At 64.5% G+C, this 24,488-nt stretch carries 18 protein-coding genes; 11 read left to right on the forward strand and 7 right to left on the reverse strand.

The features are described 5' to 3' along the window. The first annotated feature begins 62 nt into the window (after positions 1-62). From AC4QBL_RS19560 to AC4QBL_RS19590, 7 genes are all read left to right on the forward strand, one after another. Positions 63-1,367 carry a c-type cytochrome gene (locus AC4QBL_RS19560; protein WP_472907217.1) on the forward strand — a complete coding sequence of 435 codons (1,305 nt, stop codon included), beginning with the start codon at positions 63-65 and terminating at the stop codon, positions 1,365-1,367. 37 nt (positions 1,368-1,404) lie between these two features. Next, complete coding sequence (locus AC4QBL_RS19565; protein WP_472900630.1) at positions 1,405-2,232, forward strand: crotonase/enoyl-CoA hydratase family protein; 828 nt, start codon at positions 1,405-1,407, stop codon at positions 2,230-2,232. Positions 2,233-2,308: 76 nt separating this feature from the next. Then, positions 2,309-5,701 (forward strand): helicase-related protein, encoded by a 3,393-nt coding sequence (locus AC4QBL_RS19570; RefSeq protein WP_472900546.1) that lies wholly within the window; start codon positions 2,309-2,311, stop codon positions 5,699-5,701. Beyond that, a complete protein-coding gene (locus AC4QBL_RS19575) occupies positions 5,698-7,389 on the forward strand; it encodes an RNA-binding domain-containing protein (RefSeq protein ID WP_472900545.1) in 1,692 nt (563 codons plus the stop codon). Before AC4QBL_RS19570 ends, AC4QBL_RS19575 begins: the two co-directional genes overlap by 4 nt. 117 nt (positions 7,390-7,506) lie before the next feature. After that, positions 7,507-11,025 carry an Eco57I restriction-modification methylase domain-containing protein gene (locus AC4QBL_RS19580; RefSeq protein WP_472900544.1) on the forward strand — a complete coding sequence of 1,173 codons (3,519 nt, stop codon included), beginning with the start codon at positions 7,507-7,509 and terminating at the stop codon, positions 11,023-11,025. Beyond that, complete coding sequence (locus AC4QBL_RS19585) at positions 11,022-12,152, forward strand: AAA family ATPase (RefSeq protein WP_472900543.1); 1,131 nt, start codon at positions 11,022-11,024, stop codon at positions 12,150-12,152. The genes AC4QBL_RS19580 and AC4QBL_RS19585 overlap by 4 nt, the downstream gene beginning before the upstream one ends. Further along, the gene (locus AC4QBL_RS19590) at positions 12,149-12,739 is read left to right on the forward strand and encodes a DUF4276 family protein (protein WP_472900542.1); all 591 of its coding nucleotides are present in this window, start codon (positions 12,149-12,151) and stop codon (positions 12,737-12,739) included. Before AC4QBL_RS19585 ends, AC4QBL_RS19590 begins: the two co-directional genes overlap by 4 nt. 149 nt (positions 12,740-12,888) lie before the next feature. Here the strand turns inward: AC4QBL_RS19590 and AC4QBL_RS19595 are convergent, their stop codons facing one another. The 3 genes from AC4QBL_RS19595 to AC4QBL_RS19605 form a co-directional block, all read right to left on the reverse strand. Then, positions 12,889-13,185: a hypothetical protein gene (locus tag AC4QBL_RS19595; RefSeq protein ID WP_472900541.1), complete on the reverse strand. Its 297-nt coding sequence runs from the start codon at positions 13,183-13,185 to the stop codon at positions 12,889-12,891. A 112-nt stretch (positions 13,186-13,297) separates the two neighbouring features. Beyond that, positions 13,298-15,502 carry a malate synthase G gene (locus AC4QBL_RS19600; RefSeq protein ID WP_472900540.1) on the reverse strand — a complete coding sequence of 735 codons (2,205 nt, stop codon included), beginning with the start codon at positions 15,500-15,502 and terminating at the stop codon, positions 13,298-13,300. 67 nt (positions 15,503-15,569) lie between these two features. After that, on the reverse strand, positions 15,570-16,268 hold the full coding sequence (locus AC4QBL_RS19605; RefSeq protein ID WP_472900539.1) for a haloacid dehalogenase type II: 699 nt from the start codon (positions 16,266-16,268) through the stop codon (positions 15,570-15,572). Between the two features lie 236 nt (positions 16,269-16,504). Here AC4QBL_RS19605 and AC4QBL_RS19610 point away from each other — a divergent pair, with 236 nt between their 5' ends. The 3 genes from AC4QBL_RS19610 (at position 16,505) to AC4QBL_RS19620 (ending at position 19,817) form a co-directional block, all read left to right on the forward strand. After that, complete coding sequence (locus tag AC4QBL_RS19610) at positions 16,505-17,731, forward strand: CaiB/BaiF CoA transferase family protein (RefSeq protein WP_472900538.1); 1,227 nt, start codon at positions 16,505-16,507, stop codon at positions 17,729-17,731. 5 nt (positions 17,732-17,736) lie between these two features. Beyond that, entirely contained in the window at positions 17,737-18,651 is a 915-nt protein-coding gene (locus tag AC4QBL_RS19615) for a hydroxymethylglutaryl-CoA lyase (RefSeq protein ID WP_472900537.1), read from the forward strand. Positions 18,652-18,890: 239 nt separating this feature from the next. Continuing rightward, positions 18,891-19,817 carry a LysR family transcriptional regulator gene (locus tag AC4QBL_RS19620; protein ID WP_472900536.1) on the forward strand — a complete coding sequence of 309 codons (927 nt, stop codon included), beginning with the start codon at positions 18,891-18,893 and terminating at the stop codon, positions 19,815-19,817. Positions 19,818-19,839: 22 nt separating this feature from the next. On the opposite strand, the gene AC4QBL_RS19625 is transcribed toward AC4QBL_RS19620, so the two are convergent. The 4 genes from AC4QBL_RS19625 to AC4QBL_RS19640 all read right to left on the reverse strand — a co-directional run bounded on the left by AC4QBL_RS19625 (position 19,840) and on the right by AC4QBL_RS19640 (position 23,432). After that, positions 19,840-20,196: a rhodanese-like domain-containing protein gene (locus tag AC4QBL_RS19625; RefSeq protein WP_472900535.1), complete on the reverse strand. Its 357-nt coding sequence runs from the start codon at positions 20,194-20,196 to the stop codon at positions 19,840-19,842. Between the two features lie 97 nt (positions 20,197-20,293). After that, positions 20,294-21,094: a carbon-nitrogen hydrolase family protein gene (locus AC4QBL_RS19630; RefSeq protein WP_472900534.1), complete on the reverse strand. Its 801-nt coding sequence runs from the start codon at positions 21,092-21,094 to the stop codon at positions 20,294-20,296. Positions 21,095-21,118: 24 nt separating this feature from the next. Beyond that, the gene (locus AC4QBL_RS19635) at positions 21,119-22,786 is read right to left on the reverse strand and encodes a flavin monoamine oxidase family protein (protein WP_472900533.1); all 1,668 of its coding nucleotides are present in this window, start codon (positions 22,784-22,786) and stop codon (positions 21,119-21,121) included. A gap of 4 nt (positions 22,787-22,790) precedes the next feature. After that, positions 22,791-23,432, reverse strand: a complete 642-nt coding sequence (locus AC4QBL_RS19640; protein ID WP_472900532.1) for a LysE/ArgO family amino acid transporter — start codon at positions 23,430-23,432, stop codon at positions 22,791-22,793. Positions 23,433-23,562: 130 nt separating this feature from the next. On the opposite strand from AC4QBL_RS19640, the gene AC4QBL_RS19645 reads away from it, so the two are divergent. Beyond that, positions 23,563-24,462, forward strand: coding sequence for an HTH-type transcriptional regulator ArgP (locus AC4QBL_RS19645; RefSeq protein WP_472900531.1), 900 nt, complete (start codon positions 23,563-23,565; stop codon positions 24,460-24,462). The last annotated feature ends 26 nt before the right edge of the window (positions 24,463-24,488 follow it).

A 24,488-nucleotide genomic window follows, 5' to 3' on the forward strand; every position in this document is an offset into this window, starting at 1 on the left:
CGTTGAATCTTTCCCCGGTGCGCCGCTGCCTGCGCTACCCCACGTTCTAAGTCTGGTTGCCCATGTCTGTTTCGTCTTCGCCGGTGGTTCGGCGTTTGTTGTGGGCGGCGCTGGCCGCGGCGTTGGTGCTGTCCCTGGCCGTGGTGGTCTTGCTCGTGCGCCAGTTGAATGTGGCCGCCTTGCCACCCATGGCGCAAGCGCCGGCCGCGTCGGCTGAGCAGGTGCAGCGCGGTGCCTACCTGGCGCGCGCTGGCAACTGCGCCGCCTGCCACACCGCGCGCGGTGGCGAGCCCTATGCTGGCGGGCACGCCATCAACACCCCGTTTGGCCCCGTGTACGCCGGCAACCTCACGCCCGACCCGGCACATGGCCTGGGCACCTGGAGCGCCGATGCCTTCTGGCGCGCCATGCACCACGGCCAGTCGCGCGACGGCCGCTTGCTCAACCCCGTGTTCCCCTTTGAGAACTTCACCCTCATCAGCCGCGAAGACAGCGACGCGCTCTACGCCTTTTTGCAGAGCCTGCCGCCGGTGGCCCAGCCCAACCGGCCCCACGGCCTGCGCTTTCCCTACAACACCCAGGCCGCGCTGGCGGTGTGGCGCGAGCTGTACTTTGAGCCCGCCACGTTTACGCCCGATGCGGCCCGCCCCGCCGACTGGAACCAGGGCGCCTACCTGGTGCGCGGCCTCGGTCATTGCGCCGCCTGCCATTCCCCGCGCGATGCGCTGGGTGGCATCCAGCAGGCCAAAGCCCTCAGTGGTGGCCTGATGTCCGGGCAGGGCTGGTACGCGCCCTCGCTGCACGCGCGCAGCGAAGCGGGCGTGGCCCACTGGAGCGAACAGCAGGTGGTTGATCTGTTGAAAAACGGCGTGGTGCACGGCGCCCGCCACAGCGAGGGCGCCACCGCCATGGGCCCCATGGCCGAGGTTGTTTTCCAGAGCACCCAATACCTGAACGCCGCCGACCTGCGCGCCATGGCCGCCTACCTGCGAGCGCTGCCACCCGTTGAAGTTGCCGCCACGCCCGAGCCGCGCGCCACCACCGCGCAGCTGGCGCTGGGTGACCAGGTGTACCAGCAGCACTGCGTCGACTGCCACGGCGCCAGCGGCCAAGGCGCTGCAAACGCCTACCCGGCGCTGGCCGGCAACCGCGCCGTCACCCTGGCTTCACACGTCAACCCGGTGCAAGCCATTTTGAGCGGTGGCTTCGCCCCTGCCACCGCCGGCAACCCCCAGCCCTACGGCATGCCGCCCTACCGCACCCTGCTGACCGACACCGAAGTGGCCGCCGTGGCCAGCTTCATTCGCCAGAGCTGGGGCAACCAGGCCGGTGCCGTCACCGCGCTGGACGTGCAGCGCGTGCGCTGACGCCTGCGTGACCGCGGGTGGCCCGGGCCTGCCTACCATGGTGGCCATGACGCCATCTCCCCCACACACCAGCCCAGCTGAGGGCCGCATCACCTGTGAAACACAGGGCCATGTGCTGCGCATCGGCATTGACCGCCCCGCCAAACGCAACGGCTTCACCCCCGCCATGCTGTGCGCCCTGGCCGAGGCCTACACCCGGCTCGACGACGACCCCGCCCTGCGGGTGGGCGTGCTGCACGCCCACGGCGAGCATTTCACCGCCGGGCTCGACCTGCCCAGCTTCGCCCCGCTCATGCAGCGCGGTGAATACGCCGTGCCCCACGGCCTGGTGGACCCGCTCAACCTGGGTGACGCCGGCTGGCGCCGCCGCACCAAGCCCATGGTCGTGGCCGTCAAAGGCATCACCTACACGCTCGGCATCGAACTCATGCTCGCCGCCGACATCGTGGTCGCGGCAGACAACTGCCGTTTCTCGCAACTCGAAGTCCAGCGCGGCATCATGGCCACCGGCGGCGCCACACTGCGCATGGCCGAGCGCGCCGGCCTGGGCAACGCCTTGTTGTATTTGCTCACCGGCGACGGGTTCGACAGCGCCGAAGCCCTGCGGCTGAACTTCGTGCAGCGCGTGGTGCCCACCGGCAGCGAGCTGGATGAAGCCCTGCGCATCGCCGAGCGCATTGCCCAGCAGGCGCCGCTGGCGGTCATCGCCACCCGGCTCAACGCGCTCAAAGCGGTGGAGCAAGGCCCGCTGGCCGCCCTGGCCGAGTTCGACACGGTGCAGCAGCGGCTGGCGAACAGCGAAGACGCCAAAGAAGGCGTGGCGTCGTTTGTGGCGAAGCGGGCGGCGGTGTTTGTGGGGCGCTGAGCCTGTTCTCGACCTGTGCGGTGTTTTGGAAAGGGCACAATGTGCCGCAGAGGAACAAGACCCAAAAAAATCGCCCATGTCCCGCATCTTCGACAACATCCAACAATCACTTCTAGAGGCGCTGCGCGCCACACTCGAAGTATCCAAGCGGGCAGACTTTTGCATCGGGTATCTCAATCTCCGGGGCTGGCAGGCCATCGACGATTTGATCGGCAGCTGGAACCCCGCACACGGTCAGGTGTGCCGCGTGCTGGTGGGCATGCAGCGCCCACCGCACGAAGAAATCCGTGAGCTATACCGCCAGTCCAGCGAAGAGGGCCTGATCGACAACGCCACGGCCAGCCGCCTCAAGGCCCAGTTTGCGGCCCACCTGCGCGAGCAAATTGCGCTGGGCATTCCCACTGGGCAAGACGAAGCAGGTCTGCGCCGCCTGGCGCGCCAGTTGCGAGCTGGCCAAGTGGTGGTCAAACTGTTCCTGCCCTATCCGCTGCATGCGAAGCTGTACTTGCTGTTTCGTGATGACGTGAACAACCCCATCACCGGGTTTGTCGGCAGCAGCAACCTCACGCTGGCCGGGCTTTCCAAACACGGCGAGCTGAACGTCGATGTGCTCGACCACTTGGGCACCGAAAAGCTCGCCAGCTGGTTCACCGACCGCTGGGGAGACCGCTGGGCCTTGGACGTGTCGGCCGATCTGGCCGCCATCATCGAGAGCAGTTGGGCGCGGGAAGAGGCCATACCGCCACACCACATCTACCTGAACATCGCGTACCACCTCAGCACAGAGGCGCGAGCCGGGCTGAGCCAGTTCCGTCTGCCGCCCCGGTTTGAGCAGGAGCTTTTCGAGTTCCAGAAGAGTGCCGTCAAGATCGCTGCGCGGCACCTGCACCGCCGTGGCGGCGTGATGATTGGTGACGTGGTGGGCCTGGGCAAGACCATGATGGCCACCGCGTTGGCCCGCATGTTTGAAGACGACCTGGGCTACGAAACGCTCATCATCTGCCCCAAAAACCTGGAGCCTATGTGGGAGCGCTACCGAACCGAATACGGCCTGCGCGGTATGGTGTTGCCGGTGTCGCAGGTCACCAAGAAGCTGCCGGACCTCAAGCGCTACCGCCTGGTGCTCATTGACGAGAGCCATAACCTGCGCAACCGCGAAGGCCGTCGCTACAAGGCCATTGCGGATTACATCAAGAGCTGCGATGCCAAGGTAATCTTGCTCACCGCCACGCCCTACAACAAAACCAAGCACGACCTCTCGGCACAGCTGCGCCTGTTCATTGACGAAAAGGCCAACATTGGCATCCGCCCCGAGCGGCACATGCGCAAGTACGGCATCAGCGAAGCCGAGTTTGAGCGCAAGAACCAGTGCCGGGTGAACTCCATCCTGGCCATAGAAAAGAGCGACGAGTTTGACGACTGGCGCGAACTGATCCGCCTGTACATGGTGCGCCGCACCCGCAGCTTCATCATCCAGCACTACACCGAGGCCGACAAACACGGCCGCCGCTACATCGCAGGGCAAGATGGCGAGAAGCGCTACTTCCCGCTTCGCAAACCCTTGTCGGTCGCCTTCCCGGTGGACGAGACCGATCCGGCAGACCGCTACGCGCGCCTGTATTCCACTGCGGTAGTGGATGAGATCAATGCGCTGCACGTGCCGCGCTACGGTTTGGGCCTGTACGTCAACCCGGTTGAGGAAAAGCAGGCCACACCCGCTGAGCGCAAGCTGATCGACAACCTGGGCCGCGCCGGCAAGCGCCTCATGGGGTTCTGCCGCACCAACCTGTTCAAGCGGCTGGAGTCCAACGGTTTCTCGTTCCTCCAGTCGATCGACCGGCACGTGTTGCGCAACCAGATTTACCTCTACGCTATTGAAAACGGGCTGGACCTACCCATGGGCGTGCTGGACGCGGGGCTGCTGGACCTGGACCGCATGGACGAAGACGCCGAAGGTGTTGAAGGCGACCCCGAAGACCTGCTGGACGGGCTGGTGGATGCCGTGGCAGAAGAAGATGGTTTGCCAGCCGACATGGTGCGCGCCAAGGCCGCATACAACCGTTTTGCCAAGGACTTCAAGCGCCGCTTCAAGTGGATTCGTCCCAGCCTTTTCAAGGCTTCGTTGGCCGAACACCTGGCGCAAGACACACAGACCCTGACCGAACTGCTGAACACCCAGGGCGCTTGGGCTGCTGAGAATGACCACAAATGGCAAGCCCTGCGCCGCATGCTCACGCAGACGCATGGCAAAGACAAGGTGCTCGTCTTCACCCAGTTTGCCGACACCGCACGCTACCTTGAACGCGAGGCACGCAAAGCGGGTATCACCCACGTCGCCGTGGCCACCGGCGCCAGCGCCGACCCCTATGCGCTGGCCTGCCGCTTCAGCCCCAAGTCCAACAACAAGACCGTGAGCAAGGCCGACGAGGTGCGCGTGCTCATCTGTACCGACGTACTCTCCGAAGGCCAGAACCTGCAAGACAGCAACGTGGTGGTCAACTTCGACCTGCCCTGGGCCATCATCCGGCTCATCCAGCGCGCAGGTCGGGTAGACCGCATTGGCCAGCGGGCCGAAGAAATCCACTGCTACTCATTCTTGCCAGCCGATGGTGTGGAACAGCTCATCCAGCTGCGCTCGCGCATCCGCCAACGCCTGCAGGAAAACGCTGAAGTGGTGGGCACCGACGAAGCGTTTTTTGAAGACGACGACGCCACCACCATCCGCGACCTGTACACCGAAAAACAAGGCGTGCTCGACGACAACGACGACGAGGTGGACCTTGCCTCGTATGCCTGGCAAATTTGGAAACAAGCCACGCAAGACAACCCCGACCTGGCTCGCGCCGTCGAATCGCTCCCACCCGTGGTGTATTCGGCCAAAGCCTTTGCGCTGGTCGAGAGCCGCTTCCCGCTGCTGGGGGCAGACGCGGCCAAAGGCGGTGCCTTGGTGTACGTGAAGTCCCCCGAGGGCAACGACCATCTGGCCTGGGTGGGCGCCAACGGCAAGACGGTCACCGAATCGCAGTTCACGGTACTGCGCGCCGCCGAGTGCGAGCCCGACACCCCTGCGGTGGCCCGGCTGGAAAACCACCACAATCTGGTGGCCCAAGGCCTGCAACTCGCCGTTAGCCAGGACAAAGCCGTGGGCGGCGGCCTGGGTCGCCCCAGCAGCCCGCGCCGCCGGGCCTACGAACGACTGAAGCCTTACGCCACTGAACAGATGCAAACCCTGTTCCGCGACGACGAGCTGGAGCGCGCTCTGGACGACATGTACCAGCGCCCGCTGCTCGAAACCTCGGCCGATCTGCTCAACCGCCTCATGCGCAGCGGCGTGAACGATACCGAACTGGCCGAGGCCGTGAAGTCGCTGCGCGAAGAAGGGCGCCTGACCTACGCCGAAGACGACGCGTCATTGAGGGAGCCGCGCGTGGTGTGCTCCATGGGATTGATCGCGGGGGCCAGTGCATGAGACAAAGCACCTTTCCGGAGAAAGAAACGCTGGAGGTCGAGTTCAAGAGCGACCGGGATCCGCTCAACGATGACGATCTGGTCGAGGCGCTGATCTGTCTAGCCAATGCGCAGGGTGGTAGCTTGTACCTTGGTGTTGAAAACGATGGCTCTGTGACTGGCCTGCACAGCAGCAGACCCCAGCAGGTGAGCGGTCTTTCCGCTATGGTCGCCAACCGAACAGCGCCCAGTCTCGGTGTCCATGTCGAGGTTCTTCTGTATCAGGGCATGCGTGTGGCAGTCGTGTCCGTGCCACGCAGTCCCGAAGTCATCGCACGCACCGACGGCTTGGTAAAGCGCCGCCGCATCGGCGGCAACGGGCAGCCCGAGTGCGTGCCGTTTCTGCCGCACGAGTACCCTAGCCGTCGCGCCGACTTTCGGTTGATTGACATGTCGGCCGAGCCCTTGGCCGATGCCACTCTGGCCGACTTTGACCCCTTGCAGCGCGAACGCCTCCGTTCTGTCATCGCCAACAACCCGCGCAGCGACAAGTCGCTTGTGGGCCTGAGCGACGAGCAGTTGGACGGAGCGCTCTCTCTCACCGTTTCGCGCAACGGCGAGCGCAGACCCACCCTGCTCGGTCTGCTGTTGATTGGCCGCACCGACAGCCTGCGACTTCAGGTGCCCACACACGAGGTGCTTTTCCAAGTTTTGCAAGGCACCCAAGTCAAGGTCAATGAGGGCTCGCGTGCCGCGCTGATCGAAATCGTTGAATGGCTGGACCTGCTCTCCCGTGGAGTCAACACCGAGCAAGAGTTCAACGAAGGTCTTTTCCGCATAGGCATCGCCCGCGTGGATGTGAACGCCCTGCGCGAAGCCATCAACAACGCGTTGGTCCACCGCGACTACGCGCGCCGTGGCCCAGTGCGCGTGTGCTGGCAACAGCACGATCTGATCATCAGCAACCCTGGTGGATTTGTGGAAGGTGTGGGGCTGGACAACTTACTCACCACCGAGCCCCGGCCCCGTAACCCTGCGCTAGCTGACGCCTTCAAGCGTCTCGGGCTGGTGGACCGCACAGGCCGTGGTGTGGACCTCATATACAGCGGCATGCTGCGCTTTGGGCGCCCCGCGCCCGATTACTCACAGTCCATGCTCGACATGGTCAAGCTCAGCATCAGCACCGAGCCGGCCGACCTGGCCTTTGTGCGCATGGTTTTGCAGGAGGAGGCTCGGCAGAACAGCGCCTTGCCCGTGGAAACATTGATGATCCTCACGACCCTGCGTGAGGCCCGGCGCCTGAGCGTCGCCGACCTGGCAACCCCGTTGCAATGCACCCCTGCGCAAACGGCCAAACTGCTGGAGCCCTTGGTCGAAAGTGGGTTGGTTCAACCCCACGGTACAGGCAGGGGCCGCCAGTACACCTTGAGCCCGCAGGTCTACAAGCAGTTGGGACAAGGCGTGGAGTACGCCCGCCAGGCTGCCTTTGATGAGCTTCAGCAAGTGGAGCTGATCCGTAACCTGGTTCGCCAACAGCAGCGCATCAAACGCGAAGATGTGGTGGCCCTGTGTCGCCTGAGCCCGCGCCAAGCCAAACACCGCCTGGACCACATGGTCGAGACCGGCATCTTGCAACGCCACGGCCAGACTCGAGGCAGCTACTACACACTGACAGAACCGTCACCCTCCTCGCCGAGGCCGCGCAAGTAAACAACAACCAGCACTTATCAACACTTATCGACACGCTGGAGTTTTCTAAGTTATTGATTTCAAAAGGATTGATGGCGTTTAGAACAAAAATTTGCGCCAGATATCGACATTAGACCCATGGCCCAACTCAACTTCCCCGCCTTTGAAACGCACCTCAAGGCCTTCGACTTTCAGCGCCTGTTTGTGGATGTGCTGGGCTGGAACGTGGCCAGCACTGAGCGCGACTGGCAGCCCGACCGGGCCAGCGATACCGTCTACAGCCACCGCACCGTGGCCGAGCTGGGAGGCGTGGTCGCCATCCAGGTGGTGGTGGACGGTGGCTGGCCCGACGAAGCCCAGCGCCTGAAGGTGTGGAAACACGTGGCCCACAGCCACGCCGAAAACCTGCTCATCTTCACCAACCAGCAGACCAACGCCAGCCAGAGCCAGTGGTACTGGGTCAAACGCGACAAACACCCCGAGACCGGCAAACCCCGCCTCACCTCGCGCCGGCACGACTACTTCAAAGGCCAGCCGGTCGATCTGTTCGCCTCCAAGTTGCAGGCCATGGTGGTCGAACTGTCCGAGCTGGACACCGCGGGCCGTCTGCCGGTGTTGGAAGCCGCGCGCCGCATTCAGGCCGCGCTGGACGTGGACAAAACCACCAAGAAGTTCTTCAACGCCTACCAGCAGCAGCACCTGGAGCTGCTCAGCCACATCCAGGGCATTGACAACGAACGCGACAAACGCTGGTACGCCAGCGTGCTGCTCAACCGGCTCATGTTCGTCTGGTTTATGCAGAAGAAGTTCTTCCTGGACGGCGGCAACGCCGACTACCTGCGCACCAAGCTGGCTGAAAGCCAGCAGCGCGGCCAAAACCGCTTCTTTGGCGAGTTCCTCAACGCCCTGTTTTTTGAAGCCTTCGCCAAACCCGAGGTCGACCGCAGCACTACAGCCAAAGCCCTCACCGGCCAGGTGCCTTACCTGAACGGCGGCCTGTTCCTGCACCACAAGCTGGAGCTGGACGCCAACCACGCCCCGCGCGTGGGCACCACCCTGCGCGTGGCCGATGCTGCGTTTGAAGGCGTGTTCAACCTGTTCGCGAGCTTCTCCTGGCACCTGGACGACACGCCCGGCGGCAACGCCGACGAGATCAACCCCGACGTGCTGGGCTACATCTTCGAGAAGTACATCAACCAGAAAGCCTTTGGCGCCTACTACACCCGGCCCGAAATCACCGGCTACCTGGCCGAACGCAGCATCCACAAGCTGATCCTGGAGCGCATCTTTGAGCCGGCCATGCCCGAGCTGGGCCTGAAAGAGGTGAAGTTCGAGAGCGTTCCCGATCTGCTCGCCAAGATGGACGCGCGCACCGCCTTGAAGCTGGTGGGCGAGGTGCTGCCCAGCATCACCATCCTCGACCCGGCCGTGGGCTCGGGCGCCTTTCTGGTGGCCGCGCTCAAGTGCCTCATCAATGTGTACTACGCCGTGGTCGGCCGCGCCGAAATGGGCGCCAGCACCGAGCTGAAGAACTGGTTGGCCGGCATCCAGAAAGACCACCCGAGCGTGGGCTACTACATCAAGCGCCGCATCGTCACCGACAACCTGCACGGTGTGGACATCATGGAAGAGGCCTGCGAAATCGCCAAGCTGCGCCTCTTCCTGTCCATGGTGTCCAGTGTGCGCAGGGTGCAAGACCTGGAGCCCCTGCCCAACATCGACTTCAACATCTTGCCGGGCAATTCCTTGGTGGGCTTTATGCGGGTGGATGAACACGAGTTCGACGCCAAGTACCGCCACGGCGACATGTTCCGCAAGAGCTTCCGCGAACTGGTGGAAGAAAAGAACCGCAAGCTCGATACCTACCGTCACGCCGCTGATGCCGTGGGGCGCGACACCGACCTGCGCGTCTTGAGAGACGACATCGACGCCGCCATGCGCGAGGCCAACGGCGTTTTGAACGAGCTGGTGCACGACCAGTTTGCTGGCCTGAACATCAAGTACGAAGAGGCCACCTGGGACGCTGCAACCAACGACCTTGGCAAGCCCAAGAAGCGCGCCATGAAGCGGGAGGACATCGACGCCCAAACCCCTTTCCATTGGGGCTATGTGTTTGACGACATCGTGCAGCGGCGCGGCGGCTTCGACGTGATCCTGGCCAACCCCCCGTGGGAAGGCTTCAAGCCACAAGCCAAGGAGTACTTCGCGCCGTTCTCCGAGACGATCAGCAAGAAGAACATGTCCATCAAGGAGTTCGAGGCTGAGCAGACCCGCCTCCTGAAAGACAAGGACATCCGAAAAGGCTGGCTCGACTACCAGAGCCGTTTCCCGCACATGAGCGCTTACTTCCGCAGCGCAGCGGACTATCGGTACCAGTCGGCCGTGGTGGCGGGCAAAAAAACCGGCTCCGACATCAACCTCTACAAGTTGTTCACGGAGCGCTGCTTTGCCTTGCTGCGCGAGGGTGGCCATTGCGGCATCGTCATTCCCAATGGCATCTACAAGGACTTGGGCGCGACCGGTCTGCGCAACATGCTGTTTGACCATACGCGGGTGGATTCGCTGATTTCCCTCTCCAACGAGAAGTTCATCTTTGAAGAAGTGCACCACTCGTTTGGATTGCTGTTCTTGAACTTCACCAAAGGTGGCACCACCGAGAAACTGCGCGCCACATTCCGCATCAACCCGCGCGAAGCCATCAAGGCGGAAGACTTTGCTGCGTTCGTGGAAAACGAAGACAACTTCATTGAGTTGTCTGCGCAGTTGATAGGTTCGATGAACGCGGAAACGCGGTCGGTGTTGGAGTTTCGTAGTCCCACAGATGTCTCTATCGTGGAGAAGATGCTCGCCTTTCCAGCTCTTGGGCTAGAGATGGACGGAGCATGGAACTTGAAACTCACACGCGAGTTTGAGATTACGAGTGTTGGTCGAGAAATCGCTAGAGGCGCGGCGGGGCCAGAGCGGTTGCCGTTGTTCACTGGTCGTATGTTCAATCAATTTGAGAACACTGCGGAGCATTCTGGAATTTGGATTGCTGAGGCGGATGGCCGAAAGGTCCTCCTGGGCAAGACGCCTGATACCGGACAGCGGATGGACTATCAAAGCTACCGCTGGTTGCACCGTCGCATCGCGCGCTCCACCGACACACGAACGCTCATTTCAACCATCGCGCCGCCGATGGTATTCACCGAGGTCAACAGCACGACGCTAAAGGTCATCGACAGCGGCATCAATGCCGTGGAGCAGTGCTACTGGTGCGCCGTGGCCAACAGCTTTGTGTTGGACTGGCTGCTGCGGCAAAGCATCACCACCACGCTGAACATGTTTTACCTGTATCAGCTTCCAGTCCCACGTTTGCCTTCAGTCGACGCACGCTGCATCAGCATTGCAAAGCGGGCGGCCAAGCTGATCTGTACCGACGCGGTCTACGACGGTTTGGCGCGTGATGTAGGCCTGAAAGGACACGAGGAAGGAGTCGCTTATCCTGCTGAACGCGCCAAGCTCCGCGCCGAACTCGACGGTCTGGTCGCCCACTTGTACGGGTTGGACGAAGACGAATTCGCCCATATTCTCAAGACTTTCCCGCTGGTTCCTGAGCCAGCCAAAGTGGCTGCGCTCAACGCCTGGCGCGATGTGCAGAAAGGGTTGATTTCATGAGCCTGCAAAGCGTACGCGTGCGTAACTTCAAAGCGGTGGTGGACAGCAAGGTCGTCAAGCTGGGGCCGCTCACCGCCTTCATCGGTAACAACGGTGCCGGTAAGTCCAGCCTGATCGAAGCACTGGAAACCTACCAGGCCATCGTGCGCGACGGGCTGGACCTGGCCATGCAGCGCTGGCTGGGTATCGAGCATGTGCGGCACAAGGGGCAGGAAGCCAAAGAACGCCTGGGCGAAGTGCTCAACCCCATTTCATGGGAGATGGCGCTGGGGACCAGCCCGCGCAAGGTGCAGCGCCTGGCCATGACGGTGAACAACGATCCGGCGGCCAACCGCATGTTCATTGCGTCGGAGCGCATAACCGACCTGGCCGGGGACTTCACGGAGCGCGACGAGGGCGGTGCGTTGATGTCCTATGGCGCGGGGCGCTCGATCCTGGGCACATCTGCGACCATGGTCCACACCGTGCTGGCCATGGAGGTGTTGGACTGGCAGTTTTTGACCCTGAGCCCGGAGCGCATGGGGCTGCCCGTACCGCAGCAACGCACCCAGGGCGCGGTCCGTTTGGCCAGTGACGGATCGAACGTGGCGGACTTTCTGCTGGATCTGCGCCGCCAGAGCCCGAATGCGTTCGACGGCATCGTCGAAACCATGTCCTATGTGCTGCCCTACGCCAAAGACATTCAACCCACTCTGTCGTCGTCTGAAATTGAGCGCAAGGCCTGGCTGCAGTTGAGCGAAGACACGTACAAGGTGCCTGGCTGGTTGTTGTCCACCGGTACGCTGCGCATGCTGGCTTTGTTGGCCCTACTTCGGCACCCGACACCGCCGCCCTTGATCGTTGTCGAAGAGATCGAGAACGGGCTCGATCCGCGCAGCATCCACCTGATCGTGGAAGAAATCCGCAGTGCCGTGCTGTCGGGCACGACGCAAGTGGTCATCACCACCCATTCACCGTACTTGCTGGACTTGTTGACATTGGAGCACTTGGTGGTGGTGGAGCGAGATGCGCAAGGCCACCCGCGTTTCACCCGGCCAGCGGATCACGACAACCTGCGCAAGTGGGCAGAGGAGTTCGCACCCGGCAAGCTCTACACCATGGGCAGCTTGACGGGGTTGTCCGCATGACCATCGGTTTTGTTTTTGAGTGCGGGCCGCAGGGCGCTGACAAGCTGGTCTGTGAATACCTGGCCGGCCAGCTGAAGCCGGGCGAGAACTTCATCTCTCGTACCTTGGACAACAAGCTCAGGTTGCTTGAAGAGGCGCCCAGCGTGGTGAAGAAGCTGCTGGATGAAGGCTGTGAGCGGGTTTTGATCGTGTGGGATTTGCGCCCTGCTTGGCCAGACAAGAAAGAAAAGCCTTGCCGCGCCAAAGAGCGCCAGACCTTGCTGGATGGGCTGGCGAAAGAGGGGCTGCAAAACGCCCCCGTTTTTTTGGTCTGTGTGGAGCAGGAGCTGGAAAGCTGGCTGTTGGCCAGCGACCAAGCCATCAGCGCGTTCCTTTCGACCGCGGCGCGGGCCTACAAAGCGAAACCGGTCAAAAAACCTGATCGGGTGCCCAACCCCAAGGCCGTGATGAACAACCATTTCCAGGCCGCCAGAGGTACAAGGTATGAAGACTATGTTCACGCCGTCAAGGTGCTGAAGGCCGCTGCCGTGGATTGGAGGCGGTTGCGGCGCTCTGATAGCTTTGCTCGCTTTGAAGCCAAGCTGTGACCAGGTTTCATTATCTTTTGCTCAAGATAATGAATTAAAAAAATCAGAAAAACCTTTTTAAAACAACCGCTTACGCGATCAATCATTATCTTTTCGCTTAAATTTTAAGCAACCTGGGTGGTGTTGTGAGCCGAGATCGTCGTGCCAGTTCAGCCCGCCGAAAACCGTGCCACCAGTGCCTCACCCCATTCCCAGGGCCCGGTGAGCGTCAGCGTCACCGTGGTCCAGTCGCCGTCGGTCTGCACCTGCTCGTCGGCGTCCCAGGCACCGCCTTCGTCCAGCGGGCCGCGCGGGCCGGGGCTGTGGCGTTCGGCCCATGCCAGCACCGCTTGCACTTCGGCCATCACGGCGGGCACATCGGCCGCGCGCACGCTGGCCATCGCGTCCCAGGTGCCGGTGCCCTCGCCATCGTCGCTGGCGTCAAAGATCAGGTAGTCCAGTGTCATGGGGTGATTGTGTGCGCCATGCAAAACGGCGCCCGAGGGCGCCGCTGTGAAGGGGAAGGGGGAGCCCTCACCCCCGCCCTCTCCCCGAGGGAGAGGGGGCAGGTCGGGGACTTCAGCTCGCTTTCACCTTCAGGCGCCAGGCGTGCAGCAGCGGCTCGGTGTAGCCACTCGGCTGGGCCAGGCCTTTGAACACCAGGTCGCAGGCGGCCTGGTAGGCCATGCTGGTGTCGAAGTGGCCGGCCATGGGCTGGTACAGCGGGTCGCCGGCGTTTTGGGCGTCCACCACGGCGGCCATGCGCTCAAAGGTTTCCTTGATCTGTGCTTCGGTTACCACGCCGTGGTGCAGCCAGTTGGCCATGTGCTGGCTGGAAATGCGCAGCGTGGCGCGGTCTTCCATCAGGCCCACGTTGTGGATGTCGGGCACCTTGGAACAGCCCACGCCCTGGTCGACCCAGCGCACCACGTAGCCCAGGATGCCCTGCGCGTTGTTGTCCAGCTCTTGCTGTTTCTCGGCGTCGGTCCAGTTCGGGTTGCTGGTCACAGGAATGGTCAGCAGGCCGGTGAGCAGGTTGTCGCGCTCGGCGTTGGCGTCGATTTTTTCCAGTTCTTTCTGCACGTCGCTCACCAGCACCTGGTGGTAGTGCAGGGCGTGCAGGGTGGCGCCGGTGGGGCTGGGCACCCAGGCGGTGTTGGCACCGGCTTTGGGGTGGGCAATTTTTTGTTCCAGCATGGCGGCCATCAGGTCGGGCATGGCCCACATGCCCTTGCCAATTTGCGCCTTGCCGCGCAGGCCGCAGCTCAGGCCCACCAGCACGTTGTTGCGTTCATAGGCCTGGATCCAGGCGCTGGCTTTCATGTCGCCCTTGCGCACCATGGGGCCGGCCTGCATGGCGGTGTGCATTTCGTCGCCGGTGCGGTCCAGGAAGCCGGTGTTGATGAACGCCACGCGGCTGGCGGCGGCGGCAATGCAGGCCTTCAGGTTGACGCTGGTGCGGCGCTCTTCGTCCATGATGCCCAGCTTGACCGTGCTCTCGGGCAGGCCCAGCAGTTGTTCCACGCAGCCAAACAGCTCGGCGGCAAAGCCCACTTCTTTGGGGCCGTGCATTTTGGGCTTGACGATGTAGACCGAGCCGGTGCGGCTGTTGCGGATCGGGCCGCTGGCCAGCTGGCCGTGGCCTTGCAGGTCGTGCAGGGCAATGGTGGTGGTGACCACCGCGTCCATGATGCCTTCAGGAATCTCCTGGCCTTGGGCGCCCCACAAGATGGCCGGGTTGGTCATCAGGTGGCCCACGTTGCGCAAGAACAGCAGGCTGCGGCCGTGCAGGCGCACTTCGGCGTCGCCCTGGGGGCTGGTGTAAACGCGGTCGGCGTTCAGGCCGCGCTTGAAGGTCTTGCCGCCTTTGGCCACGTCTTCGGTCAGGTCGCCCTTCAAGATGCCCAGCCAGTTGCTGTAGGCCAGCACCTTGTCTTGTGCGTCCACGGCGGCCACGGAATCTTCCAGGTCCAGAATGGTGGACAGCGCGGCTTCCATCACCAGGTCGCTCACGCCGGCGGGGTCCGTCTGGCCAATCGGGGTGGCGCGGTTGATGATCAGGTCGAAGTGCAGGCCGTTGTGCAGCATCAGTACGGAAGACGGTGCGGCTGCGGCGCCTTGGTAGCCCACCAGCTGCGCGGCGTCTTTCAGGCCGGTGGTGGCGCCGCCCTTGAGCGTCACTTGCAACTGGCCGCCCACCACGGCGTAGCCGGTGGAATCGGCATGCGAGCCGCTGGCCAGCGGGGCCGATTCGTCGAGGAATTTGCGGGCGAAGGCGATCACTTTGGCGCCGCGCTTTTCGTTGTAACCCGGGCCTTTTTCGCAGCCGTCGGCTTCCGAAATCGCGTCGGTGCCGTACAGCGCGTCGTACAGGCTGCCCCAGCGCGCGTTGGCGGCGTTCAGGGCGTAGCGGGCGTTCAAGATCGGCACCACCAGCTGCGGGCCGGCCTGGATGGCCAGCTCGGCGTCCACGTTGGCGGTGGTGGCCTTGGCGTCAGCCGGCACCGGCACCAGGTAGCCAATGGTTTCCAGGAATTTGCGGTAGCCGGCCATGTCGGTGATGGGGCCGGGGTTGGCCTTGTGCCAGGTGTCCAGCTCGGTCTGCAGGCGGTCGCGCTCGGCCAGCAGGGCGGCATTTTTCGGGGCCAGGTCGGCCACGATGGCGTCAAAGCCTTGCCAGAAGGTGTCGCTGCTCACGCCGGTGCCGGGCAGCACGCGGCTGTTGATGAAGTCAAACAGTTCGGTGGCGACTTGCAGGCCGTGGATCGTTGTGCGTTGTGTCATCAGATGGCTCCAGGAAAAAAGGCTTCGACAGGCTCAGCCCGAAACGGTGTTGAAAAAAGAAACAGGTTCAGTCAAAGAAAGCGAGCACGTCGCGCAGGTTCTGTGCGGTGCGCGTGGGCTGCGTGCCCAGCTCTTCAAACGGCATATTCTGGCGGTTCACCCACAGCGTCTGGTAGCCGTACCAGGTGGCGGCCAGCGCGTCCCAGGCGTTGCTGCTGACAAACACGATCTGGCTGGCCGGCAACCCCAGGGCTTGCTCGCCCAGGGCGTAGGCGGCGGGGTGGGTTTTGAACAGGCGCACCGGGTCGGCGCTGATGACGTGGTCGAGCAGGCCGTCCAGCCCGGCACTGCGCACGGCAATGCCCAGCATGTCGGGGTCGCCGTTGCTCAAAATGCCGGTGGGCAGGCCGCGTGCGCGCAGCGCTTGCAGCACCTCGCGGTTTTCCGGGAACGCGCTCAGGCTGCGGTACTGGTTCAGCAGCTGGGCGGCGCGGGCTTCAAAGGCGGCCCAGTCTTGCCGCGCGGCCGGTACCACCACCTTGATGGCATACGCCAGCGCGCTTTGCGTGAGTGCCCAAAACGGCTGGTAGTGCGCGCCGTGGTTGCTGGTGGTCACCAGGCGGGTGTATTCAATCTGTTTGTCGCGCCACAGCGTGCTCAGGCGCTGCCCCTGGCCGGGGAACAGCTGTTCTGCCAGCAGCGCCACGCTGTACACATCGAACAGCGTGCCATAGGCGTCAAACAACACAGCGCGGGGTTTTTCCATGGTTGAACTTTATTCGATACCAGATACGGTATTGATTCGCTTGAAAGTCATTTATCTGTGACTTTTATGTGGCTAATGTTGCAGCGGTCTCGGCACCAGGGTGCGCGCCGCATGCCGTGCCGGGGCCACCGGACGCGCCAAGGTTTACAGTGCGCGGCTGGCCAGCCCCTGCTTTCTGGCCGCTCGCCATCAGCGCCGCTGGCGGGTGCATGCCGGGCCATTTGACGAACGACACCATGAACACCCAAGCCACGCCATTCAGCGAAACCCCGCCCACCGCTCCGCAGCCGCTCAAAGGCCTGCGCGTGGTTGAGTTCACCCACATGGTCATGGGGCCTACTTGCGGCATGGTGCTGGCCGACATGGGGGCCGAGGTGATCAAGGTCGAGCCCATTGAGGGCGACCGCACGCGCCACCTGCTGGGCTCGGGCGCGGGCTTTTTTCCCATGTTCAACCGCAACAAAAAGAGCATCGCGATCAACCTGCACACGCCCGAGGGCGCCGAGGTGGCGCGCAAGCTGGCGGCCAGTGCCGACGTGGTGGCCGAGAACTTCAAGCCCGGCACCATGAAGAAATACGGGCTCGACTACGAAGCCCTGAGCCAGGTGAACCCGCGCTGCATTTATGTGAGCCACAAAGGCTTTTTGCCCGGCCCCTACGACCACCGCACCGCGCTCGACGAGGTGGTGCAGATGATGGGCGGCCTGGCCTACATGACCGGGCGCCCTGGCGATCCGCTGCGCGCAGGCACCAGCGTCAACGACATCATGGGCGGCATGTTTGGCGCCATCGGCGCGCTGGGCGCGCTGATCCAGCGCGGCATCACCGGCCAAGGGCAGGAGGTGCAGAGCGCGCTGTTTGAAAACAACGTGTTCCTCGTGGGCCAGCACATGCTGCAGTACGCCATCACCGGCCAGGCCGCTGCGCCCATGCCCGAGCGCATTTCGGCCTGGGCGGTGTACGACGTGTTCACCGTGAAAGACGGTGAGCAGATTTTTCTGGCGGCGGTGAGCGACGCGCAGTGGGCCACCTTTTGCGACGCGCTGGGCTTTGCCGACCTCAAGGCCGACCCGCGTTACCCCGACAACAACGCCCGCGTGGCCCTGCGTGCGCAGCTGCTGCCGGTGCTTCGCGAGCGGCTGGCCCAGTGGCGGGCATCCGATCTGGCTGCGCTGTTTGAAAAGGTGGGTCTGCCGTTTGCGCCCATTCGCAAGCCCGAAGAGCTGTTTGACGACGAGCACCTGCTGGCCACCGGCGGCCTGGCCGACATCACCCTGCCCGACGGCGCCCGCGCCGGCCAAACCGCCAAGACCACGCTGTTTCCGTTCACCATGGACGGCCACCGCCTGGGCGTGCGCCTGCAGCCGCCCACCCGGGGCCAGCACACGGCCGAGCTGCTGCAGGGGCTGGGGTATGCCGACGCCGAGATCGAACGCCTGCGCGCCATCACCGCCGTTGCATGAACGCCATGGCTTCCCGTTCCCACATCCACATCAGCGAAGTCGGCCCGCGCGACGGGCTGCAGTCCGTCAAAGCCACCATGCCCACGGCCGACAAGTGCCGCTGGATCAGCGCGCTAGCAGCGGCCGGTTTGCGCGAGATCGAGGTCGGCTCGTTTGTGCCCGCGCAGTTGCTGCCGCAAATGGCCGACGTGGCCGACGTGGTGCGCCACGCGCTCACCCTGCCCGGCTTGACGGTGATGGCGCTGGTGCCCAACCGGCGCGGCGCACAGGCCGCGCTGGCCGCCGGTGTGCACAAGCTCACCCTGCCCGTGTCGGCCAGCGAAGCGCATTCGCTGGCCAACGTGCGCAAGACCCGCGATCAGATGGTGGCGGAACTGCGCGAAGTGATCGCGCTGCGCAACGAGGTGGCGCCCGGCGCGCCGGTGGAGGTGGGCCTGTCCACCGCCTTTGGCTGCACGCTGCAAGGCGCCGTGCCGGAAGACGAGGTGATCGCGCTGGCCGCGGCCTGCGTGCAGGCGGGGGTGGACGAAGTGGGCTTGTCCGACACCACCGGCATGGCCAACCCCGCGCAGGTGCGCCGCCTGTTCACCCGCCTGCGCGCCGAGCTGGGCGAGCGCGCGGGCGCGGCCCACATGCACAACACGCGCGGCCTGGGCCTGGCCAACTGCCTGGCCGCGTTTGACGTGGGCGTGCGCAGTTTTGACAGCTCGCTCGGCGGCCTGGGCGGCTGCCCCTACGCGCCCGGCGCCAGCGGTAATGTGGTCACCGAAGACCTGGTGTTCATGTTCGAAGCCATGGGTGTGCCCACCGGGCTCGACCTTCACAAGCTCATGGCAGCGCGCGCGCCGCTCATGGCCGGCTTGCCCGGCGAGCCGGTGTACGGCATGACGCCCGAAGCCGGCCTGCCCAAAGGCTGGTGAGGCGAGACACCCCCTGCGCCGCTGCGCGGCTTCCCCCTCTCTGACGCGCCTGCGGCGCTCGGAGGGGGACGCACCCTGTGGCCGGGCGGAGCCCGTTCCACGGGTGCCTTGGTATTGGGCAAGCGCGCCGGGAACGCCATTTGGACGCGCAGCGCGCTGCCTTATTGCAACTGCTGCGGTTGTGAATATGCGGATTCGCGTGGTTGATTTGAGACCACAGCTGGGGTAATCTGCCCGCCATGGACAAGCTCAAACAGCTCGAAACCTTTGCTTCCGTGGCCACCCGCGGCAGCCTCACCGCCGCCGCCCGGGCCGAAGGTGTGGCGCCGGCCATCATCGGTCGGCGGCTCGACGCGCTCGAATCGCGTCTGGGCGTCAAGCTCATGGTGCGCACCACCCGGCGCATCACGCTCACGCACGAAGGCAGTGCGTTTCTGGAAGACTGCCAGCGCCTGCTGGCCGACCTGGCCAACGCCGAAGCCAGCGTGAGCGCGGGCGGCGTGAAGGCCTGCGGCCACCTGCGCCTGACCGCGCCCGCCGGCTTTGGCCGCCGCCACGTGGCGCCGCTGGTGCCGCGCTTTCGCGAGCTGCACCCCGAGGTGACGATTTCGCTGAACCTGAGCGACCGCGTGGTGGATGTGGCCGGTGAAGCCTACGACTGCGCCGTGCGCGTGGGCGACCTGCCCGACTCGTCGCTGGTGAGCGTGCGTCTGGCCGACAACCGCCGCCTGTGCGTGGCGGCACCGCGCTATCTGCAGCACCACGGGCGGCCACAAACCCCGTCCGACCTGTCGCGCTTTGACTGCCTCACGCTCAGCAGCGACGCCTCGCAAACGCGCGGCTGGGCGTTTGCCATGCCGGCCGCCGAAGGCGGCGCCAGCGAGCTGGTGCACCTGCGCCCCGGTGGCCCGCTCGACTGCTCAGACGGTCAGGTGCTGCACGCCTGGTGTGTGGCCGGCTACGGCATTGCCTGGCGCAGCACCTGGGAAGTGGAGTCCGACATTGCTGCGGGCCGCCTGGTGACGGTGTTGGACGACTACGCCGCCCCACCCAACGGCATTTACGCCCTGTTTCCGCAGCGCAAACATTTGGCGCTGCGGGTGCGGTTGTGGATCGACTTTTTAAAACACCACTACGGGCAGGCAGACTTTTGGGCGGGGCGCTGAGTCTGTCGGCGCGGCAAGCCGATCAGGTCTGCAACTTCGTCCAGCTGCCGATGTTGTACACGTTGCGGTAGCCGTTTTTCTTCAGCATCAGCTTGGCCATGCCGCTGCGTGTGCCGCTGGCGCAGCACAACACCACGGGGGCCGACTGGGGGATTTCGCCGAGGCGCTGGCCCAGCTCGCCCAGGGGAATGTTCACCGTTCCGGGTGCGCTGGCTGTGGCAAATTCGCTGGCCGAACGCACATCCACCCACACGGCGCCTTGCGCTTTGAGCGCTGGCAGCAGCGCCACCACGCGGCGTGCGTTCCACCACTTGTAGCCAAACCACAGCGCCAAGGCCAGGAGGGGCCAGTAGTTCGCCAAAAAGCCTTGAATGTCCATGCTGTTCCTTAGTGGGGGGAGTATCGAGAAATGACGATTCTCGCAGCAAAGACCGATCGGCATCGGGCGGTGAACAACGCGCGGTCTTCAGCGCGTTTCAGTCCACCAGCGGCCCATACAAGTCGGTGCGCCGGTCGTTCAGATAGCTGTTTTGCCGCGCTGGTTGCAGCGCTGCGTAGTCCAGCGTGGCCAGCCACAGGTCGGGGTCGCGGTCAGCGCGGGCCAGGGCCGCGCCGTGCGGGCCGGCCACGGTGCTGAGCCCGCCGTAATGCGTGTGGCCCTCGCTGCCGCAGGCGTTGGCATAGGCCACAAACACCCGGTTTTCGCAGGCGCGGGCCGGCACCAGCAGGTTTTGCACTTCGTCAAAACCCGTCATGTTGGCTGTGGGCACCAGCACCGCATCCACCCCCTGCAGCGCGAGCCCGCGCACGGCTTCGGGGAACTCCACGTCGTAGCAGATCAGCAGGCCCAGGCACCAGCCGCGCCAGTTGAACACCTGCGATGCGGTGGCGCCCGCGCTGAATTGCGCACGGTCCAGGTCGCCAAACAAATGGGTCTTGCGGTAATTGGCGAGCCGGGTGCCGTCGGGGGCGATGGCCTGCGCCGCGTTGAAGGGTTTGGCCGCCGGGTTGTGTTCGGGGTAGCCGTAAACGATGGCGATGCCGTGGCGTTGCGCGATGTCGGCCACGGCTTTCGCCAGCGGACCGTCGGCCGGTTCGGCCAGCGCTGCCACACGGTCGGCTCCGATGGCGTAGCCGGTGCAAAACATCTCCGGCGTGATCAGCAACCCAGCCCCCTGTGCACGGGCTTGTGCGCAAGCTGCGTCCAGGCGCGGCAATGCCTCGGCGGCGTTGGCCGGGTGCGGGGTCTGCCAGAGGGCCAGGGCAAGGTCTTGCATGCTGCGATCTTGTGCCCAAAAACTTCAGTCGGGCAACACCACCGGACCGATGGCTGGGAACAGCTCACCCGGCCCCGGGTTGTCGGTCGGGCACTGGCCGCCCAGCTGGTGCACGATGCCCCACACCGCGTTCAGCGAGGTTTGTACCGCGCCTTCCACCCAGGCGGGTGTGAACGACACGTCGTCGCCGGCCAGGAAAATGCCGCGCTCGGCGGGCGGCAGGTTTTCCTGCATGAAGTGACCGTACATGCGCTGGTTGTAGCGGTAGTGGCCGGGCAGGGCGCCTTTGAAGGCGCCCAGAAAATACGGGTCGGCTTCCCACGAAATCGTGATCGGGTCGCCCACGATGTGGCTGGCAATGTCCACGGTCGGGTAGATTTTTTTCAGCGCGTCCAGCGCCAACTGCACGCGCTTGTACGGCGGGTGCGGCAGCATCTTCAGCGCGTCGCTCATCCAGGCGTAGCTCAGGCAGATCACGGCGGGTTTGTCGGGCCCGTTGTCAAACAGATAGGTGCCGCGCGTGAGCCGGTCGGTGAGCGTCATGCTCATGGTTTCGCGGCCGGTGGCGGGGTCCAGGTCTTTCCAGAACGGGCGGTCCACCATCACAAAGGTTTTGCTCGACTGCATGTAGCGCGTGCGGTCCAGCGCCATCCACAGCTTCTGCGAGAAGAGCGATTCTTCGACCGCGATCTGCGTCGTCAGCAGCCAGCTCTGGCAGGTCACCAGCACGGCCGGGTATTCGCGCGCGGTGCCCCAGGTGTCGGTCACGGCGATTTGGCCGCTGGGCGCGCGGGCGATGGCCGTCACGCCCGGGCGCGTGGCGCCGCCGTGCAGGCTGGCGAGGCTGGTGCCCTGCGGCCAGTGCGTGATGTGCTCGGGCGCGTGGGCCCACAGGCCCAGCGGCACCTGCTGCACGCCGCCGGTGATGAGGTGCTGGTCTTCGTCGCAGCCGGTGAGCACCACGCGCAAGATTTCCAGCATGGTGTTGGGAAAGTCCGAGTCCCAGCCGCCGGTGCCAAAACCCACCTGGCCAAACACCTCGCGGTGGCGAAACGAAAGGGCCGAGAACGCTTCCGATTGCGCGATGAAGTCGTAAAACGTGCGGTCGTCCCACAGCGGCACCAGCCGGTCCCACAGGGCTTTCAGGCACGGTACATCGCGCTCGCGCAGCGCCCGCTGCAGATCGCCAAAGCCGAGCTCGGCCAGCGCGGCGCTCCAGGCCTCGGCTACCTCGTTAAACAGCGGCGGCAAATCGGCCAGCGAGCGGGCGTATTGCGTCTGGCCCTCCAGATCCACCACCGTGCTGCCGGCGGCGGTCGTGAGCGGGTTGGGGAATGGCTGGGTGGGCAGGCCGAGCAAATGCACGTAGTGGTAGAAGGCCGTGCCCGAGGCCGGAAAGCGCATGCCGCCCAGCTCAGCGATGACACCTTGCCCACCTTCAAACGGCTGCGAGCGCAGCCGCCCGCCCATGCGCGAGGCCTCATACACGACGGGCTTCAGGCCGAGTTTCATCAGCTCGTAGGCCGCCACCAGGCCGGCAATGCCTGCGCCCACAATGGCCACTTCGGTGCCGTGCGCGATGGCGGGCAGGGTGGCCAGGCCCTGAGGGTGCTTCAGCCAGTCGTCAAAGGCAAACGGGAAGTCCGGGCCGAAAACGGTGACCGGGGCGGTGCTGGGGCGGGTGGTGGTCATGGGATCACACCAATGAAGATAGGAGCCAAGCGGCGGTGCCCCACATCATGAGGGCCACGGCGCCGTCCAGCACGCGCCAGATGTGCAGCGAATTGAGCCGGCGACCCAGCCAGAACGCCGCCGTGCCCAGCACCACAAACCACACCAGCGAACCCGTGGCCGCGCCCAGGCCAAACGAGGTGCTGCCTTGCCCGTAGGCCAGCGAGGCGGTGCCGATCAGCACGGCGGTGTCGAGCCAGGCGTGCGGGTTGAGCCAGGAAAAAGCGAGCGCTGACAGGATGGCCTGGCGCTGGGTTACCGGCGCTGCGGCCAGTTGGGGTTTGCCGGTGTCGTCGTTCATCAGCGCCAGCGCCTGCGGCTTCAGAAAACGCTGAAACGCCTGCCAGCCGTACACGCCGAGAAACAGCACACCCGCGCCAATGAGCGCGCCCAGCAGCTTGTCGCTCAGGCCGCCCAGCTGCGCCAGGCCGAACACGCCCAGACCAATCAGCACCACGTCGGCCAGGGCACACACCGCCACCGTGAGCCACAGGTGCTGGCGCTGCAGGCCCATGCGCAGCACATGCGCGTTTTGCGGGCCAATCGCCATGATCAGCGAGATGCTGAGCACCATGCCGGCGGTGAAGGTGGGGAAGGTCAGGACCATGGAAATCTCCGGGAGCGGGGCTGTTGGGGGTCGAGTCGGGCTCGAATGACCGGCAGTGTGTTCCAGATTCCACTTAATTTAAATCTAGGTAAATTAAACTCTTATCACTCAATAAATATTTAACCAAAATATGCTGGATGCCCGCCAACTCGAAGCCCTGGCCGCCGTGGTGGAACACCGTGGCTTTGGCCCGGCCGCGCAGGCCTTGTCGCTCACGCTGGCGGCGGTGTCGCTGCGCATCAAGGCGCTGGAAGACGCCCTGGGCCAGCGCCTGCTGGTGCGCGGCAAGCAGGTGCGCGCCACCCCAGCCGGGCAGGCGCTGCTGGCCCATGTGAAGCAGGTGCGCCTGATGGAGGCCGACCTGCTGGGTGGCCTGCAGGGCAGCGAGGCGCGTGGCGGCGTGCGCTGGCAGAGCCTGAGCGTGGCGATCAACGCCGATTCGGTGGCCAGCTGGTTTTTGCCCGGCGTGGCTCCGGTGCTGCAGCGCCACCGCTTGTTGCTGGAAATCTTGATTGACGACCAGGACCACACGCACGATGCGCTGAAAAGCGGCGACGTGATTGGCTGCGTGACCACGCTGGCCGAGCCCATGCGCGGCTGCGTGGCCGAGCCGCTGGGCGTCATGCGCTACCGCTGCGTGGCTGCACCCGCCGTGGCCCAGCGCTGCCGCACGCCCGCTGGCGCGGTGTCGCCGCATAAGCTGCTGTCGCACCCGGCCATCATCTTCAACCGCAAAGACGCGCTGCAAGACGCTTTTTTGGCACAGCACTTTGGCTTGAAACAGCCCAATTACCCGCGCCACTTTGCCCCGGCGGTGGAGGCGTTTGAAACCGCCATTGAACTCGGCCTGGGCTGGGGCATGGTGCCCGAACAGCACCTGGCCAGCCGCCCCAGCCTGCAAGAGGTGCTGCCCGGCGCCACGGTGGACGTGGCGCTGTACTGGCAGCACTGGGCCCGCGAGGCCCCGTCGGCGCAGCGCCTGACGCAAGCGGTGAAGGCCGCCGCCGCCCAGCACCTGCGAGTGGATTGACCGTTCTGTGGCTGTCGCACGGCCGC

This window comes from Hydrogenophaga sp. L99 (assembly GCF_058731905.1).